The sequence below is a fragment of the Paenibacillus sp. Cedars genome (assembly GCF_003184205.1).
GTDB classification, from domain to species: Bacteria; Bacillota; Bacilli; order Paenibacillales; family Paenibacillaceae; genus Paenibacillus_AQ; species Paenibacillus_AQ glucanolyticus.
The window spans coordinates 183,820-202,404 of sequence record NZ_CP020864.1 but is presented as its reverse complement, the minus strand read 5'-3'; the positions used below and the strand labels follow the sequence as shown (position 1 = coordinate 202,404).

Annotated in this window: 13 protein-coding genes; 10 read left to right on the top strand and 3 right to left on the bottom strand. The window is 39.6% G+C overall.

What is annotated here, in order from left to right; all coding sequences use genetic code 11:
- Positions 1 to 83: 83 nt before the first annotated feature.
- On the bottom strand, positions 84 to 419 hold the full coding sequence (locus B9D94_RS00940) for a helix-turn-helix domain-containing protein (RefSeq protein ID WP_244235586.1): 336 nt from the start codon (positions 417 to 419) through the stop codon (positions 84 to 86).
- Between the two features lie 166 nt (positions 420 to 585).
- On the opposite strand from B9D94_RS00940, the gene B9D94_RS00935 reads away from it, so the two are divergent.
- Positions 586 to 771: an aspartyl-phosphate phosphatase Spo0E family protein gene (locus B9D94_RS00935; protein ID WP_119851510.1), complete on the top strand. Its 186-nt coding sequence runs from the start codon at positions 586 to 588 to the stop codon at positions 769 to 771.
- Between the two features lie 130 nt (positions 772 to 901).
- On the opposite strand, the gene B9D94_RS00930 is transcribed toward B9D94_RS00935, so the two are convergent.
- The gene (locus B9D94_RS00930) at positions 902 to 1,849 is read right to left on the bottom strand and encodes a tyrosine-type recombinase/integrase (RefSeq protein WP_119851367.1); all 948 of its coding nucleotides are present in this window, start codon (positions 1,847 to 1,849) and stop codon (positions 902 to 904) included.
- A 238-nt stretch (positions 1,850 to 2,087) separates the two neighbouring features.
- Between B9D94_RS00930 and B9D94_RS00925 the strand changes: the two genes are divergently transcribed.
- The 9 genes from B9D94_RS00925 (at position 2,088) to xerS (ending at position 15,849) form a co-directional block, all read left to right on the top strand.
- Entirely contained in the window at positions 2,088 to 3,512 is a 1,425-nt protein-coding gene (locus B9D94_RS00925; RefSeq protein ID WP_119851368.1) for an ApeA N-terminal domain 1-containing protein, read from the top strand.
- 398 nt (positions 3,513 to 3,910) lie between these two features.
- Positions 3,911 to 7,705, top strand: coding sequence for a DUF4073 domain-containing protein (locus B9D94_RS00920; RefSeq protein ID WP_119851369.1), 3,795 nt, complete (start codon positions 3,911 to 3,913; stop codon positions 7,703 to 7,705).
- A gap of 187 nt (positions 7,706 to 7,892) precedes the next feature.
- Positions 7,893 to 9,194, top strand: a complete 1,302-nt coding sequence (locus B9D94_RS00915) for a competence protein CoiA family protein (RefSeq protein ID WP_162939249.1) — start codon at positions 7,893 to 7,895, stop codon at positions 9,192 to 9,194.
- Positions 9,195 to 9,382: 188 nt separating this feature from the next.
- A complete protein-coding gene (locus tag B9D94_RS00910) occupies positions 9,383 to 10,066 on the top strand; it encodes an SOS response-associated peptidase (RefSeq protein ID WP_119851371.1) in 684 nt (227 codons plus the stop codon).
- Positions 10,067 to 10,166: 100 nt separating this feature from the next.
- Positions 10,167 to 10,490, top strand: a complete 324-nt coding sequence (locus tag B9D94_RS31305; protein WP_006210604.1) for a helix-turn-helix domain-containing protein — start codon at positions 10,167 to 10,169, stop codon at positions 10,488 to 10,490.
- Positions 10,433 to 11,317: an IS3 family transposase gene (locus B9D94_RS00900; RefSeq protein WP_210190097.1), complete on the top strand. Its 885-nt coding sequence runs from the start codon at positions 10,433 to 10,435 to the stop codon at positions 11,315 to 11,317. Before B9D94_RS31305 ends, B9D94_RS00900 begins: the two co-directional genes overlap by 58 nt.
- Positions 11,318 to 12,121: 804 nt before the next feature.
- Positions 12,122 to 12,658, top strand: a complete 537-nt coding sequence (locus B9D94_RS00895) for a hypothetical protein (RefSeq protein ID WP_119851373.1) — start codon at positions 12,122 to 12,124, stop codon at positions 12,656 to 12,658.
- A 381-nt stretch (positions 12,659 to 13,039) separates the two neighbouring features.
- The gene (locus B9D94_RS00890; protein ID WP_244235587.1) at positions 13,040 to 14,017 is read left to right on the top strand and encodes a DNA/RNA non-specific endonuclease; all 978 of its coding nucleotides are present in this window, start codon (positions 13,040 to 13,042) and stop codon (positions 14,015 to 14,017) included.
- 761 nt (positions 14,018 to 14,778) lie between these two features.
- Entirely contained in the window at positions 14,779 to 15,849 is a 1,071-nt protein-coding gene (gene xerS, locus B9D94_RS00885; protein WP_119851375.1) for a tyrosine recombinase XerS, read from the top strand.
- Between the two features lie 349 nt (positions 15,850 to 16,198).
- Here the strand turns inward: xerS and B9D94_RS00880 are convergent, their stop codons facing one another.
- Entirely contained in the window at positions 16,199 to 18,442 is a 2,244-nt protein-coding gene (locus tag B9D94_RS00880; protein ID WP_172963874.1) for a hypothetical protein, read from the bottom strand.
- Positions 18,443 to 18,585 lie beyond the last annotated feature (143 nt).

Sequence of the window (18,585 nt, the reverse complement as noted above, 5' to 3'; positions counted from 1 at the left end):
CGGCTGCTTTTCTATTGGTTTGGATAGTTAATTGAAATTCGGCGTGGGAGGAGCTTCGTTCAGTCTAGCATTCCTGGAAAGGGTTATTTAATCGCTGTCAAAAACAACTTTAATAGAGCAATGGCATCCTTTCGCTGCTTCTCTGTGCAATGGTTGAGTGCATCTAGAATTAATTCGGTTTCATCACGAGTTGTATCTTGTAAGTTATCTAAAAGCAAGTCGTTGGGCGAAAGCTTAAGTAAGTTACAAATGCTTAACATCGTTTCAATGGACATCCCAGCATTCCCACGTTCAATATCTGCGCAAAATCGAGGTACTCTCCCAACCTGTTCAGCCAATTGTTCACGTGTAATACCCAAAGCCTTTCGCTGCTTGCGAATGCGCTGTCCTACCTTCTGTTTATCGTAAACAATCATCATGTATAGTCACCTCTTCTTCCCATAGAACATGAGTTTACAGCTCCTATTATGGTGAAGTACAGAGTTGACTTAAATGAGGTTTAAACTTACTATAAAAGGTAGTTTTTAACATACGTGAAGAGTGGGTTTTTAAATGGGCTTAATTTATGAACTGGAGGGCCGAAGGGTGAATGAATTGTTAAGGGAGCTGGAGATGGAGCGGCAAAAGTTAAACGAGCTTGGAAAACTTTCACTAGAGCAATCCATTCCCTTATCCGGCAACCACATGCTGCTGGAACAGAGTAGGAAGGTAGATGAGTTGATGGTTCGATATCACCATATGAAAATCAAGTATGAACAGTCGGCGCCTTGATGATCCGTAGGGAGTATAGGCGCCAGGCATTCCAAAGGTGTTCTCCTCTAAAGAGGCAAAGCGTAGAGCACCTATGCAGTTTCGTTTGATCCCACCTAGGCGCTTGTATAATGGCGAGTTCTTCCTTAGATTAATTCGCTTTGTTTTTCTTCCGTGACGTAAATGCAGGGATGGATGGACGCACTTTGTTCATGGCTCGTTCCTTTGCTTCGTCCATTACATGAGTATAAATTTGCGTTGTAGAGATATCCTCATGTCCGAGTAGCTCCTGAACAGCTCGAAGGTCAGCACCATTACGTAATAGGTCTGTGGCAAATGAATGCCTGAACTTGTGCGCTGATAAGGGTAATCCGGAAATTTGTGGGTACTGTTTGGTTAGAGCATCGAGCGTCTTTTCAGAGATGGTTTGCACCATTCGCTTACTAATCCGTCGCCGAAACTGTGATACAAAAAAAGCAGGATCCTTGCTATTCCAGGGATTGATTCGTTCCGACAAATACATTGCTAAAAGTTGGTTTAATTCGACTGGCAGCGGGATATACCTCCACTTCCCCCCCTTACCCAAGACCCCTATATTTGAATTATCTCTGTCGTAATCAGGTATATTCAAACGGACGATCTCACTAACACGAAGTCCAGCATACGCCATTAGGGCAACTATCGAGACATCTCTTATTAGATATCTTCCTTGAATGAGTTCCAGAGAGGCATCAAGAAATTGTTTTTGAAGGTAGGCTGGTTGTCTTTTTTTCTCGACTTTCGCCTTTTCAATATCCATCGCCGGATTATGATCGGTTACCTTAAAACGAATCATTACTTTATAGAACAAGCGAATGGCAGATTGACAACGATTGCGATACCTGGCGCCTGCCCCTGTCTCTCTCACTTGGGTTAGATAGTACATAACATCAATATCCGAAACATCACCAATGGCTTTGTAATTCAAACTCAGGAGAAAATGTTTTATATCATGGAGGTAACCTTTTTGAGTATCTAAAGAATATTCTCGATCCTTCATATATACCAAAAAAAGGTTTAATTCGCGTTCATAGTGCTCAAGAATATCCGCATACTTCATCAAATCACACCTATTCAATCGTTTAAAATCGAAATTGCGTTAAACGTGCATTTAACGCAATTTAATTATAACAGATTAGAGTTAAATAATGTTAATGCTATGCTTTCACGATTTTGAATAATGAGTGATAATGAATTTAATAATTCTTTTATCAACCAGGAAACAAATCTTTATGATACACTGGCTACGTTTCTATTTAAGACACAGTTAGTAGTTGAGCAGAGGAGCGCGTGTTAAAATGGCTAAAAAAGTGAAAATCTACGATAGTGTAGAATACAGGGGAAATTGGTGGCTACCTGGTGAAGAGGACAAAAAAGTTCATGGTGTTTTAGTTTGTTCAATAGAAAAGCAAATTAGACTAGAGGTTAGTGGGGAATTACCTAGTAACAGCTCACTTATGAATTCTGATCACCCTAGTGAGATTCCTATTGTCTTGGGCGATTGCTACGATGGTTTTGTTACTTTATTATGTTGTCTGGGATCTTCGCCGGGGATGCAAGTTGACAATAACCAGGGTACTTCTAGGATGAGAGTTACTATGGTTTTCGAGAATGTTATATTTGGAGAGCATTACGAATCTGTTGATGATATCTTCTTCCCGCAATTCATTGCAGAATTTTCTAATTTAAAATATTGGATGGATCAGCCTCCTGTCACTGTGGATATCTTTGAAAAACTGACCATTGAGGAACACTCAATTCGAGAATTAGATGTTCGAATTGAAAAATTATCCCTTAGAATAAAATCAGGACTATTCTATCAAGATGTAAGTGACCAATATGAATATGTTGGAATTAGATATACATATTACCTTTCGTTTGAACCCGACGAACCACAACCATTAGCATGGTACTTAAATGTAGTTGATAAATTCAGGCACTTTTTATCGATATACACCGATTCATTGAACTATGTTCTCGCTTTGGAAGGCATTAATGAGGATCGTGCAATCTCAATATGCAGTATTCCATCGCCAGATTATAAAGAAGTAACCATTCGTCGTTGGGAAGATTTTATTATTTCTATTTATAACATGTCTGAGAATATATCTGACATACTCAACAATTGGTACGCACTAGAACAGGAAGATATTATCTATACCTATATCGGAAATATTCCAAGTGATAGAAAAACAATTCAGGAAAAATTCTTGGGTTATGCCAGGATAATAGAAAGTTTACATCGTCTTCAAGATAACGGTGTCAAGACAACATTTATTGATCCTGACGATTACTTAAGAATTATTGAAAAGGTAATGAGTTCGTTCAAAGAAGAGGTGCCCACCGATTTATGGAATAAATTAAGAGATAACCTGAAATTTGCGAATGAATTTGGGTTTCAAAGAAGAATTAAGGAAGTTCTTAAGGAACTACCCGATGAAATAAAAGAAAGTGTCTCTTATGGAATTAAACCTTCTAAGTATGCTGATATTGTAAGAAACAACAGGGATTATTATACTCATTTTCATTCAAAACCCAATAATATTCTGAATGATTATCAAATGCTAGCTATGAATTTTAGTTTGAAAGTAATATGCATGTGGATGATATCTCGTAAAATCGGTATAAGTGAAGAGGATTTATCTCATGCTCTGCTTCATCGAGGTCGTTGGCTCAGTATTTTAGATTCATATAAGGATAAAATAGCTAACTCTATCCAATAGATTTGTTTTAAGGCCCCATGGTAATTCTAATTTCGAAGGTATAATCAGATCAGAGTAAAGTCGTCTTCACCGACAACCTTCATTATCATTGGTCGAACCATTAGTTGGTTAAGGGGATTTACACAATGAATTTTAAAGAGGTTAGAACGTGCAAAAAGTAGCTGGTCAATGTGATCAGTTGCTTTTTTTTGTAAAGCTAGCGAATTTGATACATTATGCGGATATTTACTCCATATCATTACAGCTTTCATGAATATACTAAGTTATTTTCGTATTTCTTCTTGATATCTATTGTGACAATCAAAAATACATAATATGATTAATAGGTATTTTGGAATATATTTCTACAGGATATTAGGAGTTACGACATAGTCTGATGGGAGGAGTCTCGGTTAAACATGACATTTCAAAAAAAATTTAGGGTTGGGGCACTCGCACTTGCGATTAGTACGGTGATGAGCTCTAATGCAGGCGCCGCTTCTAGCCTTAGCATTACAACATTTAAGGATTTAGGTGATGCATCACCTTGGGCACGTTCATTGATTCAAGAAGCACAGGATAAGCAGCTGATTACTGGAGATCCAGGAGGATTATTCAGACCTCTTCAGACCGTGACACGTCAGGAGGTGGCTGCTGCTCTTGCAAAGGCATTCAATCTACCTGTTGAGGCTAACTCAGGTTCTTCATTTTCTGATGTTTCTAAGGATTTATGGAGTGCAGGTGTCATCAATGCAGTAAAACGTGAAGGATGGATGAAGGGAGACAGCAATGGAGCTTTTCGCCCTAAAGACAACATTACTCGTGAAGAGATGGCAGCCATCTTGGCCAGAGCAGCGGGTTTAGATAAGTCGAATGAAATAGAAACAGTAATCTCTTCTTTTAAGGATTCCGGCAATATATCTTCCTGGGCAAAGGAATCTGTAGCAACCGTTGTCTCCTCCGGATTAATGATTGGGAGTAATGAGAGGTTTTCACCCCAGAAGACTATTCTCCGCCAGGAACTTGCTACTATTCTGGTTAGAATCAATTCAGACAATGGTGATCTTCAAAACATTCAACGAATAGAGAATGGTATCGTAACGATCGGAGAAGCTTCATACACCATTGCGGACTCTTTGAAGCCCTTGTTTAAAGATTCCAACATTCCGGTTTTAACAAACGCGGGGGTTCGTTTTGTTGCGGATAACGGACAAATAACACAAATACTGTCACTAGATATCGTCACCTCAGGCAGCGCTGCAGGAGAAGGCCAAGCTGAATTCTCAAAGAATCTGATATTCGATGGCGGCAAGGCCAGTATTGATGGCAATCTCAAGATTGCGGCAGATTTTATAACCATTAAAAATTTGAACATCAATGGTAATTTGGAAATTGGTGAAGAACTCGAACATGACTTTTATGCACAACAAGTTACTGTGAAAGGAAGCACCTTTGTAAGAGGAGGCGATGAAAACACCGTCGTATTTGACCAATCTTCATTAAAGGGCATGGAGGTTAGCAAGGACGGTGTACGGGTAGAAGCAACTAACAAGACAGTTGTTCAAGAGGTAAACATTAACTCCAGGGAATCAGGGCTTTGGGGTGACGAATCAATTACGTATCAAACAGTGAAAGTTGAAGAAAGTGCTTTCTATGTTTATTTAGCAGCACATATCAATAACTTAGAACTAAACGCGGGGTCAGGCGAAACCATTGTATCAGGTAATGGTGTTCTTGATAACGTCACAGTAAAGGGATCTGGTGAGATTTCGATACTTAACAAGGGTGCCATCGGAAAGTTAACCATTACAGACATAGAATCAAAAATCACATTACCATCCAATGTGCCCATTCAGAGCATCGTTTTACCCCCTGGAGTCTCTCCAGAACAAGTAATTAAAAACTATGATACTGTTAAATCCCAAATAGCGAAAATTAACGACCTTGACAATCCAGACTACAATACCAATGCCGGTCAGAAGGAGAGCCCTTCTACTGGAGGCGGAAATGGTTCAGGGTCTTCGAATGGAGGAGGTAGTCCATCTAACCCTGAGTCTCCACCACCTACAACTAACCCAACAAACCGTAACCCGCTACTTTACTACAGTTATCAAAACCGAAATGCTTCATCTGCTGACGTACTTGTAACAAGCGAGAAAACGGGAACTTTTTATTACTTGGCGATCCCGTCAGACATCGATTTCCTGTTACCAAACAAAGACCAAATTAAAAGCGGTAGCTTGCCCGGCTACGATTCGGTACTTAGCGGGGAATTCACCGTGAGTGCTAACCAGAAAACTGTATATAAGCTCGATGGAATGCAGGAAGACAAACGCTACAGAATATGGGGGTTCTTCAAAGAGTCTGGTACAGGTGTCGAGTCAAATGTAGTGCATCTCACTTACATCTTGAATTATCATCCCAACTCAATTTACGTCTTACCCTATCCAAAAGCTAATTTATCTCAAATCCGTATTCAGTTCACTGGAAAGTTAGAATCACAAATCACCAACACACTGGATCCCGCTGCAATTATTAAAAGTGGCCGGTTACGAAATTATGGATTTGGACACATTCCTATAACATCTATCAATTGGGACTTATCGATTCCTGATATGCCTATCTTAAATCTAAATTTTGATACCGTAACACTTGGCGATGGTAAGTCATCCTATATCGATTGGTCTTATACAGAGAATGGTTTATACATCATGGATACACATCCCGATGGTACGATTTATCAGAAGACATTTGGTGGAAATGGTTCATATGGTGGAGAGGATGTTGTCGCACTTATTACTAAACAACTTTCCATCGAAGCGGGCAATATAGAAGATCCTACGAAAGCAGATGACGTGCTGCATGTTCTGAAAGCTTATCCGCATCCACTCGAGATTGAGTTAGGAGTGATTGATTTCAATGCAAAGGCATATCAAAAAGCGCTATCGGAATCAGATAACTACTTGACCTATGCTGATGTCCAAAAAATCATTGCTGCAGTGAATGAAAAATATCCAGCTCCATCTACTTATGAGGCCGATGCCATCAGGTCGATGAACCATACAAATGATGCTCTTATTATGCAAGGATTACTAAGGTCTTACGCATCTGTCTTAACGATAGATAAAGCGGAATACGAAGAACTTCATGAACTTATTCGTATAGAAATTGCCCAATCTATGATTAATCAACGTGCTCTTGATCCATTCAAGAAGTATTCAAGCATTGAAGAAATTAACATTGCATATGAGAAGGCGTACCAAACCGTTTCTATGGTTCCAACCAGCATTCGCTTTGTTGATTCTGATAATCAAGCCGGCATTATCGGTGGTGAAATTATCTGGACGCCAGGTAAAGTGGACGATGTCGTAGATCATTACGAAATTCTTTGGGGAACTGATGGCCAGCCAACCTCAACCATTGCTAATATTGATAAACAAGCAGGGAACGTGTATATTTTGCAGCATGGAACAATGATCCCTGCAGGAGCAAATCAATTATTTGTACGAGCGATTTTGAAGAATGGAACAAGTACATTAGCAATCTCTATGGCGTTGGAGGATACTTTACCTCCAACACCTTCTAGCCCTAATGTTCGTAAAGACGAAATAAGGAATCTCCTTATCGGCGCCGATGATAGTATGGAGTTCTCTGTCGATGGGGGAAATACTTGGTCCCCTTATGATGAACGAAATCCACCTACCTTCCCAGGTGATGTATCTGTCAGTATTCGGGTAAAAGCAGATCCAGTAAACCAGGTGCCTGCTGGATTCATTACGACCGTTTCTTTTGTAGATGTTGTCAATTTGTATATCGCACACAACGATGTTAGGAATACCTTTGAATCGATTTATGCCACTTCTGCATTGGAGTATTCAGTTGATAATGGTGCCACTTGGACCACTTTCGATGAACAAAATCCACCGGAATTTCCAGGGGATATGAACGTTCTTCTACGTGAAAGAGGAGGGCAATATTTGCCTCCGGGCCCAGCCAAAAGCTTCTTATTCACTTCAAAGGTACACATGCAATTTCCAGGCAGCGATTATCTTTGGACCACAAGTAGTGTAGCAGAGTATTCACTAAATGGTGGAAGCTGGATCCCGCTTCCATTTGATCAACAGGTTAAATTTCAGCCAGGAGATGTGGTAGATGTTCGTGAAGCAGCTAGAGGTGTATTTCCTGCAGGAGCCAAAGAAACTTATACATTTTAACTGGGATTATTCTATAAAAGCTAAAGCCGCTTATTGCGGCTTTTTTGCTTTATAGTGATCTACACGAATCGGCGAGTTATAATAGGCAATAACTAGAGTGATTTTTTTCTGAACTGAAATAGTCGTCTTTCTTCAGTGGATGCTGATCAAAATACGAAATTTGATAATTCTACAAGGGTGGCTCAGTATGGACATAGGGTTATATTTGGGGAAACTTATCAATATCAAGACAATAATAAACAGTGCAGCGGAGCGGGATTCCGAAATTGAGAAATATCGAAAATATGCGGAGAAGGAAACCATAACCTGTCCGTTCTGTATGGCAAACCTGCTGTTACGAGCTGGCGATATCCGGGATATTCATTTTGCTCATACCCGAGGAAAAACCTGTCAACTAGCTCGAGCTTATGATTCTTACCAGGCTCAAGTAAGCAGGGAGAATACGAAGCACTCAGTTATTAAAGAGATCATCTACACGGATCTAAAAGGGCAAGAGCGAATCAAATCTGATTTAAAAGTTGAGTATGGGTACAAAGAGAAGGGGCCGGAGTCATGGAGGTATTATCCGGACATTTATATCAACAACAACGGCAGGGAGTTCGCAGTTTCAATTATTACCAATGTGCACGAAATTGGTGACGATAAAGTTGTTCAGCTTATCAATAGGCGGACGAAGTATTTTAGAGATCGAGGACTCCAGACAATCTGGTTCGTAGAAGACCGGGAGTTGGCTGAGGATAGTGATCATAATATGCTCCATCTATGGGAAGCTGAGTATGGACTAACGATGAAAACGGCAGAGGATAGCAAATGGGACCAGCTGCTTGAAGATTTATCTGAGGAGTTCCCTGACGTGAATATCCCCGCACTGTTTGGCTATCAAGCGCATGCGCCTTTGAACTTTGATGTTCGTAGCTTATATTATGTTCACTCCAAGGAAGACAGCATTACGATTTCAGTGCATCGTTTAATTTTGGATCAGAAGAAAACGCCATATCGTGCCTTTTCTTTGACCAGAGGGTATCAGCTCAGTATTTCACATGCCCTCATCGTCCGAGATGAAATACTCCTTAGCGATGTGGAACAAGAGGATAAGGAACGAACAAAATTCGCTACCGATCTGATCCTTAAAGTTGAAGAACGCCGGCAGCGTTTAACATCTTTTAATGAAGGCTATATGGAACAGCCGAATCCAATAGCTGAGGTTCGGCAACCCACAACGGAACGATCGAGGTTCACCTCTCCAACAACTGATTCTGCAAACGCGGATCCAGACTTTGACCTGACAGGAAGCATTCTAATGCTAAAAAACTGCTCAATTTCGGAAGCAGAAGCGAAGCAACTTTATTATTATGTTCGTTTCAACCGAAGTGATTTAGCTGACTATGGACTAACCTTAAAAGATCTCGATAAAATGATTCAGTTTGCTTTGGGCAGGATTCAAGCCCCTCAAATACGTAAATGGCTTGTTGATATTCAATTTTTATAATCCAAAAAGAGCTGTAATTATGCATTTCTACCTCTGGAGAGTCTGACGGTACCCGTTCGATCGTCGCAGATCCCGGCGTGACGCTCCAGGTTGTGAGCGATGACTCAACGTAAACAATCCTGTTGTTTTGTGGAAGTTAATTATCGGTGATATTGGATAATATATTAATAAGAATGGGGGGATATCAGATGTGCGGAAGATTTACCCTAACTAGTAACGAAAATGAAATCGTTGATCATTTTAAAGTGAGCAGGGTCGAGTATGAATTAAAACCGCGTTACAACATAGCGCCTTCTCAAACAATCGCTGTCATAAATGGAAGCAGCGGAAGAAGGGTATTGGAAGGATATAGATGGGGGCTTGTTCCATTTTGGGCCAAAGATATTAAAATTGGTTATAAGATGATTAATGCCAGGGCTGAAACGATACAATCTAAGCCGGCCTTTCGACATCTTATTACCACGAAACGTATTATTATCCCGAGTGACGGGTTTTATGAATGGAAAAGAGAAGGGAAGGACAAAAAGCAGCCTTATCGATTCCAGATCAAATCAAAGGGCGTGTATGGCTTTGCCGGTTTGTACGACGAATGGAAGGATCCGGACGGAGAGACACTGCGCAGCTGTACCATAATTACTACGAAACCAAATGACTTGGTGGCAAATGTTCATGATAGAATGCCGGTTATTTTGGATGATAAAGAAGCCGACATCTGGCTGGATCCGGATGTACAAGATAAAGAAAAGCTTCAGGAATTATTATGTCCTTTCCCTACAGCCAACATGCTGTCCTATCCAGTTTCTGCTGCAGTAGGGAACGTTAAGAATACGGGTTCCGAATTAATAGATGAGATTCCGTTAAACTCAAAATAAGACCCAATTTCACGCTAAGGCGTTGAAGTGCACCCCTTAGAATGGACATTGGAATAAACCCCTGGTTTATCCGATGAAATTCTAGGGGGTGCATTTTTGTATGGCAATTAAGGGACAAAAGTATAAAACGTATTCGGAAGAGATCAAGAAAGAGGCGGTTCGTCTGCATGTTATCGAGGGATGGACTTACCGAAAGATTAATGAACACTTGGGGATTAATGATCCTCAGCGGATGAAGAAATGGATGCGGAAGTTTCGGGAACAGGGCGAGTTTGGACTGGTGGATCAGCGAGGTCGACGGGAAGCATACATCGACCAAGATCGGTATGTTCAAAAGCTCAAGCGGGAAAACGAAATGCTAAAAAAGTGCTTGGAAATCTGGATGCAGGAGGTGAAAAACAGAAATATAAAGTCATTGAGATAGCTGCCTCTAGCTACCCCGTCAGCAGCCTTTGCAAACTCTTCAAGGTCTCTCGTAGCGGCTACTACGCCTATCTGAAGCGCAAACATATGGACCGGGACAAGGAAGCTGCATTGCTCATTCGTCGGGTGTATGCGCGCTACGAAGGGAAATACGGCTACCGCCAAATCCAGTTGTTCTTGTGGCAGGATGAGGGCATATGGATGAACCACAAGAAAGTATTGCGTCTGATGCAAAAGCTCGGACTTCAATCCAACATTCGCCGCAAACGCCGTTTTAACACGGCGTACCATGCGGGGGAACGCGTGGCGGAGAATCTGTTGAAGCGAAATTTCACAGCAGAAAAACCGAACCAGAAATGGGTAACAGATGTGACGCAATACCGGGTAGGTGAGCGCTGGCTGTATCTTTCGGCAGTCAAAGATTTATTCAACAACGAGATTGTGGCCTACCAGCTTAGCGAACGCAACGACAACGAACTGGTACTAAAGACGTTCGCCAAAGCGTTTGCCAAGCAAAAAGACGTGACCGGATTGGTCGTTCACAGCGACCAAGGGTTCCAGTACACGTCTCATGCTTACCATGACATGCTGCCAAAGGTTAGCGCCCAAATCAGCATGTCTCGTCGGGGCAATTGCCTAGACAATGCCTCCATGGAGAGCTTCTTCTCGCATCTCAAAACGGAAGGGCTCTACCCTTATAATATCCGAAATCTGGCAGAGGCACAAAACCGAATTGAAAAATACATACGATTTTACAACCAGAGACGACCGCAGCGGAAATTAAACAAACTGACGCCGGTAGAGTACCGACGCCAGTTTGCAGCTTAGGTGTTTTTCCAATGTCCACAAAATGGGGTCTTGACCACGTGGGAGTAGGTCTTTTTTTTTCAGTACGTGACCGATGGTTTTGCTATTCGTTTAATTCAGATAATTAGCTATGCGGTACTGGATGTTATTATATTATTATAGGGGGGAATCAGTTTCGTCATTCTTCGTCTTCTATGTAGGAGATGATAAGATGAGATATAATGGAAGAAGCGAGCCGAAATCATCGGCTGAGAATTCCACTGTTCTTCTTTCTGAAAAATCATGAATGACTGGATGAAACGCTAGAAGAAATCAGATACAAGCACAAATTGAAGGAAGGGACTGCGTAAACTTGGGATGGATTGCAAAACGATATGACAACGTTTCAGATGTTAGCCAAGAAGCTAATAAAGAGGAAGTGCTACAGTTCAGTAATGCGGAGTTACTTCTAATAGAAGATGCATTGAACATCGCACAAAGAGAGTCCGGTCAGTACATTAGCATAGGAAAAACACTGTACAAAAAAGTGCGCGGTTACTTAGAGTCCCAGGGCTATAGATTCAATGAAGACGGATCATATTACCACATTTCTCGAGGTTAACTCAATCTCCTAAAGGTAAAATTATTGGGGCAGACGGCGATTGGATTGCCTTGTACTATCAGCAGGGTTAATAGCCTATTTGTCTGGAGAGTTGTATGAGGTGAAAAGAAAAGTGAATAAGTAATATGAGATGAAGGCTTATTTTGGCCAGCTGTCAGCCGCGACCTGTGTGCTTGTTGAAGGAATTAAAACACTAAGCAAATCACCGAGGGAGAAGAACTCAATTGAAAATAAGATTGCAGATAACCGAGTTTGTATTTTCATTATCATTCACTATGACTATTATCGGGAGTTTTTTTGCTTTTCGAGCTAATATTCTCGGTACATCAATTTCTCTTATTTTAATAATAGCTGCTATTATTTATGCTATTGTCGAAGTAACCATTTCCAACAAAAAATACGGACAAGGTATATGGTACAATCGGTTGTTTAATACGTTTGAATTTCATATTGGATCCCTCACGGATTGGAGTATGATTGCCAAAAGAGCGGCAAGAATTCGACGACTAGCTTTGAAAAAGGGGGGTAGTGTATTATTTTATACCGATCATTACAAGGAAGAACGCCTTCATGAACTGGCAAAAAATATGAATATTTCAATAGAGATTCGACGGGCAAATCCGTTGCAATGGTTGGCTTATAAATATACAAGTATTGCGGTTACTTTCTACAAGCTAGAGGCATGGAAACGTAAAAAGTATCCTTTAGTCCGCTGTATCATGGAGCCTGGCAATAACAAGAGTGGCCGTGTGAGACTTTAAAAGAAAGAGCGATATAAATCATCATCTTCCCTACGAGTGGCCGCGTCAAAGACTCCGAGAAGTACAACCATTGTCGCGTGACAAAAACAATGTTATCAAGTTCTTGTCATTATATAATATTCATAATGAACGGATTTGAGATTGAAATAAACAAACGACAAAGACAAAACAAAAACTTTCCTTACCAAGCCACTACGCTAACGGGATACGATAGTTGAACCAATACAGGGAGCAGAACGCCGCGACGCTGCTCCCTGTTCTATTGTAATTGGCAGGATAATTCAATAGGATATTAGTCTTTTATGGTAAGATTATAGAACAAGATAAGTTATAGTCGTCGTTTTTAGAATGAACAGTATGAAATTATAGGGGAGTCCTAAATTGAAAAAGAAAATGAACTATTTAATCTTAATTTTAACGATCATCTTTATGGTTGGTTGTACCAATGTAGAAGATCCGCCTATTACAAATGGAGAAAACGCCATACAAGAAGTAACCAAAGTTGATAAAGAAGCAGAGGGAGCTATTACCGAGGCCATTAAGGAACCAAAAGGAGAAGAAAAGGTTGTTGATGAACCGGCAGTCGAGGAAACACCAACCCAACCAAATAACGATCTATTCTCAGGATACGAACGTATTGAAGTGGATGCTTGTGATTTGTCTGGCCATCGTGAACCTAACGTCGTTGTGGATGTTGGTTACGGGAAGCGTGAATACTGGGCATTTACAAACGAACACGGGCAACTAGTGCGTGTCATTGCTGATAAAATCATTCTACAAGATGACAATAAAGAGCCTGTGTCATCGTCTGGTAGGTATTGTGCTGATGAAGCAAAGGTCCCTGGGGTTGAGAGTGCTGTTTTAGACGAAGGACATGCCATAGCTGATTCTCTTGGCGGTGTATCCAATGCTTATAATATCACCCCACAAGATAGTACGCTCAACCGACATGGTGATCAAGCATATATGGAAGACGCTATACGCAAAGCAGGTGGAGCTACTAATTTTGAAGCAATTATCACCTACCCGAACACGAAAACGCAGATTCCCTCCAGTTATCAATACACCTATACGTTAAAGGGTAACGTGATTGTCGATAAATTTGATAATGTGAATCCTGACGAAGTAAACAAAACCCTTGGTTTAACAGACAGTAAGCCTTCTGATTCAAAAAGTTCTAACACAAAAGCGACTAATCCAAATACAAAAGATGATCTTTCTAGTGTTGATACCAATGGTAACGGGAAGATAACGATAAAAGAAGCGAAAGCAGCCGGTTATAGTCTGCCAATAACGAGTGATCATTGGTTATACAAATACATGGATGATCGTGATGGTGACGGTATGGTAGGTGAGTAAGACTAAAATTAAATGAACGGAAGAACAGAACATACTCCTGTTTTCCACAATTCCCTATGGATGGTTATAACTAGAGATGAACATCCTGAATGGTTTCAGAGTATTGAATAATAACTCTTGATAAGTCATGGTGGTTGAACTAACGGGAAACGATAGCTTAATAAAAACAGCAGCGATCGGTTTAGATCAGCTGCTGTTTTTATTAATATAACCGGCTGAGTATGGGATCGTGGAAATGTTATCAAGTTCTTGTCATCCAACAATAAGATTGCAGATAACCTTCTACACATGAAAGAATCAATCTTAATTACGCATAACTACAGTTAGACGAAATCATAGTAAAAGGAACTTATGTTTGCTATAATATATGGACAGCTAAACACTAATTAATGCCATTAATGATTACATAGTCATCGGTTTATACGCAATTTTCCATATTTATAACACTCAATTTGGAGGTTATATGTTATTTGAGCCTAAGCATCGCTATCATGTAACTTTTAAAAACGGTAATGACGAATGGGAAACAGTGCTTTTTACTGTTAAAGGTCTACTAGAAAGTCTACTTTCCTTCCTGAATCTAATTGATGCAAGTGAGTGCTATGTGGATGACTTCATTCGAACTGAGAGAATCTTCTTTGCTGTAAAACGCGGCAACAATTTCATCATAAAATTCCCTTCAGCTTTAGAAGACCATTCCCTAACGGAATCTGAGATTTACTTATGTATGCGTTCATAACTTAGAACTTGTGGAGGTCACTATGCACATCGACGAACGTAAACGCTTATTCAAGAAAGCCGACAGCAAAATGAACGAGCTGCCGTGGTACGCTCAGGAATACATAGAGCGCAGCAAGCGCAAGAAGTCGCCAAATACGCTTCTGAATTACATCCTAGATTATATCTCATTCTTCAATTGGCTTATCTCAGAAGGCTTCTACCGGGGCGAGCGCAGTGATCTACCACTTGATGTTTTAGAGAACCTTAGAGCATCAGACGTCGAGAGATACGCTGATTTCCTTGCGATTGATCAGGGTAATTCAAAGGATACTATTGCTCGTAAATTCGCTTCTCTCAAATCTTTATTCCATTTCCTATCACAGATTTCGGAGGATGATCAAGGATTTCCTTACCTAAAGCGGAATGTCATGATTAAGGTTGAAGCTGACAAAGAAAAACTCACAGTGGAGAAAAAAGCGGCACGTATCGAGGAAAAAATCCTGCGAGATGATGAAATTTTTGATTTTCGACTGTTTGTAGCAGAAGGCTTCCAGGGCATATGCGGGCCCAATAAGCGTATCCTTAACTCTCATTTAAAAAACAAGGAGCGGGATTTGGCTTTAGTCAGCCTTATTCTTGGATCCGGACTCCGGATATCAGAAGCCCTCTCGCTCGATCTTGACGATATAGACTGGTTGAAAGCAAAAGTCTCTGTCACTCGAAAAGGTAATAAAAAGGACAGCGTAACGATTAGCGATATTGCGCTTCAGGATCTACAATCGTATGTGGCGATACGAAAAAGCCGTTACCGTGTCGGCGACAATCAGGCTGCCGTGTTCCTTTCCCTCCCCACTGGACCGAGTGGAACGGTTAGCCGCCTGTCCGTGCGTGCCGCGCAGAAAATGCTTGAGCGATACGTTGATTCGTTCGGCCGACCGGCTTTGACGATCCATAAACTGCGACATACCTTTGCGACGAAATTTCATCAGGAGAATAATGATCTTGCCATGTTAAAGGAGCAACTCGGCCATTCCGATATGAACACGACTATGATCTATACTCATATTGCACAAGAGGATCGCCGTCATTCGGTAAACAAGGCGGATAGTTGAAATTCTGTTATTAAAGCGGATAGTTACCAAACGGTTGAAGGCAAAAATAAAATGAGTCAGGTACAGTACCGAACTCATTCTGAGAATGCTGCCTAATGAATAACTGTATCTAAATTTTGGGGGTCACTTCAAAATAGCGACTTCAATAGGAATATGTTCTTGTCCCTCGACAAACATACACAATTGCTTGTGTTAGGTGTCTATCTGGAAACTGCCATTACCACCTGTGTGCGGTGCCCGTATACCTATTATCTCTTAAATATTTATCTGTTTTTTGAGCTGTGGCTCCTCCATTCTTTTGATTAAAGCGACATGTAGAAATTCTAAATACAATAATTTAGTATTAACTTTAAGCAGGTTTTTCTTCTCCTGATGCTGCAACATACTGTGATCCTAGTTCCTCTGTATATATTAAAGCATTCACACTTGCATAAAGATCTTTCAGGTGGTGTTCAGTTAAGTCAAGTATTGGTTCAAACATAAATGAGTTTAAGTGTATATTCTCAGGAGTCATTAAGTTTACCTTTTCTAGTATTTTTATTTGCTCTATCTCACTTGGAAAATCAGTTTTAAATTTTCCAAACAATTTACCTGTCTGGTTACTTCTAATTTCTGAAACAAAGGTAGGATTACTGATTCTTTGAATCATGTAGCGTTCTGCATTAATTCTTGTTGCAATGGATAAAACCACTTTATTCTCCAGATTTAAACCTACCTCACCTTGTTCAGCATAGATCTCCTCAGCAACCTCAAAAATTAAATCAAAGACAAGTTTATCAGAATCATCTATTTCTAATGCGCTCATATCTTTAAAAATTTCTTTATAAGAATTTTCGATATCTCTTAATCGAAGCTGTAGAGAATTATTTTTCCAATGCAACATTGAGGTTAGAACATTGAAATTATTGTCATCTCCTATATGTTCTGCTATGTTTCTTGCGAAAGAGATCGACGCTATTAACTTAGCTTTGTTGGTATTTAAATACCTCTTCCAGTCAGCAAATGGATTGCTAATATATTTATATCCTGGATTTATTAGATCAATTGAATCAACCTTTTTGACAGCCATACAAGAGTGAGTAAACTTATTAGTGTTTATTCTATCCTGTACTGTTCTGTAAAAATCAAAGTTATGAGTTAATATAATGATATTGAAATTATCAGAATCAGATAATTCTTTCAGATATTCTATAATTGCATATTTGTTCTTATAATCAAAAGAATCTGCGATATCGTCAACTACGAGTAATGTTTTTAAATTCTGTATTCTCCGACATTCTAATTCAAATATAATGTTTAATAAGTACAATGCTCTTGTCTCACCTTGACTTAACACTGATAGTAGTAAGTCTTCACTAATGCTTTCGGAAAGTCCGGTTCGATCATTAAATATATATTCAATGCTTGGTGCTTCATCTTTTAAGATACTGTCAGCTTTATTACTCATTTTAAGAGTGTATGGTACATGAAATCTTCTATTAAAAATATCAATTACGTTTTCCCATTCTGTTTTTTCTCTATTCGCTTGCTCGATAATTCTTTTCAACTCATCTTGCGACTCTTTGTATTCTTTAGTTAGATTCAGAAATAATACAGAACATTTTTGGAAATAGGATATCCAAACAGATCTTTTCAAATTATGAATGTTCTCCAATTCAACTAACAACTCTTGATTTTCAAATAAGTAATCTCTAAACTCCCTCAATTGAGCGTTTGATATTTTTTTATCAATGTCTTCAAATATTTTTTGGAGTTCAGTATCGGATAATATTTTTAATTTTTCTTCATTAATCAACTTTTCCAGCTCAGCCGGTGAGCCTATTTCTTGTTTGGACCCATTCATGTTTATATTTATCGTATGCTCTGCTTTGAAAAATCCATTATTCGCTAAATTTTGTTGAACAGTGTCTGCATGATAGTGATTAAATTCTTTACGCAAGAACATTGAGTTTTTTATTAAGTCATTATATTTTTCTATGTATTTCCTTATTTGGTACTTAAAATCTCCAGTGGCAAGAAACTGGATAACTTTTTGGTCGAATACAATTTTATAGGATACATTCGAAAACTTTTCAACTAAATTTTCACCCAAAACAAGATTTTCAAGATTATGGATGATCTCGATTATATTTGAATTTTGTGTTGCAAAAACACTGAGAATTTCTTCTTCTACTTTGTTTATTTTTGTTACTTTCTTCAACTCTTTCATGAGTGATGCTTTTGCGTCGTTAATCTTTTCGTGAAGGTCCACATATTTCGTTTTTAGATCTTGATTCACCAGTAGATTTGAGACACGGTTAGTTTTGAATTCTTTTTCGTATGGTCTTATTACAAAAACAGACTCTTTATTGATTTCCTCCCCTGTAGCAGCTGTAATTTTACGTTTAAAAAGCGCTGTGTTTGGCATAATGAACTGCAGAATAGGTGTAATAAAACTTAAGGCAAAATATCCATAAACAATGGTGGGTACTCCTGCCAACACCTCTAATATAGGCTTGATCAGGTTTCGAACTCGCTCCGAAGCATACTCACTTAAATAAATAGCTGAGGCCAAACCAATAGGGATCGCAATTACTGAAGCAATCATAGTCACCAGAAAAGTACCCAGTAATAGCGGTATAACGCCAAAGCTTATCGGCTCGATTAAGGGAGCCCATTTCATTCCAGTAATAAAGTCATTAATGGGTACTTGTTTGAAGAAAGTGATGGACTCTGAAAATAAGGTGTATACGATTC

Bases quoted from the DNA above. Each gene is read 5' to 3' on its own strand.
- B9D94_RS00925 (WP_119851368.1), top strand. From the start codon at position 2,088: ATGGCTAAAAAAGTGAAAATCTACGATAGTGTAGAATACAGGGGAAAT.
- B9D94_RS00940 (WP_244235586.1), bottom strand. From the start codon at position 419: ATGATGATTGTTTACGATAAACAGAAGGTAGGACAGCGCATTCGCAAG.
- B9D94_RS00910 (WP_119851371.1), top strand. From the start codon at position 9,383: ATGTGCGGAAGATTTACCCTAACTAGTAACGAAAATGAAATCGTTGAT.
- B9D94_RS00920 (WP_119851369.1), top strand. From the start codon at position 3,911: ATGACATTTCAAAAAAAATTTAGGGTTGGGGCACTCGCACTTGCGATT.
- xerS (WP_119851375.1), top strand. From the start codon at position 14,779: ATGCACATCGACGAACGTAAACGCTTATTCAAGAAAGCCGACAGCAAA.
- B9D94_RS00930 (WP_119851367.1), bottom strand. From the start codon at position 1,849: ATGAAGTATGCGGATATTCTTGAGCACTATGAACGCGAATTAAACCTT.
- B9D94_RS31305 (WP_006210604.1), top strand. From the start codon at position 10,167: ATGGCAATTAAGGGACAAAAGTATAAAACGTATTCGGAAGAGATCAAG.
- B9D94_RS00915 (WP_162939249.1), top strand. From the start codon at position 7,893: ATGGACATAGGGTTATATTTGGGGAAACTTATCAATATCAAGACAATA.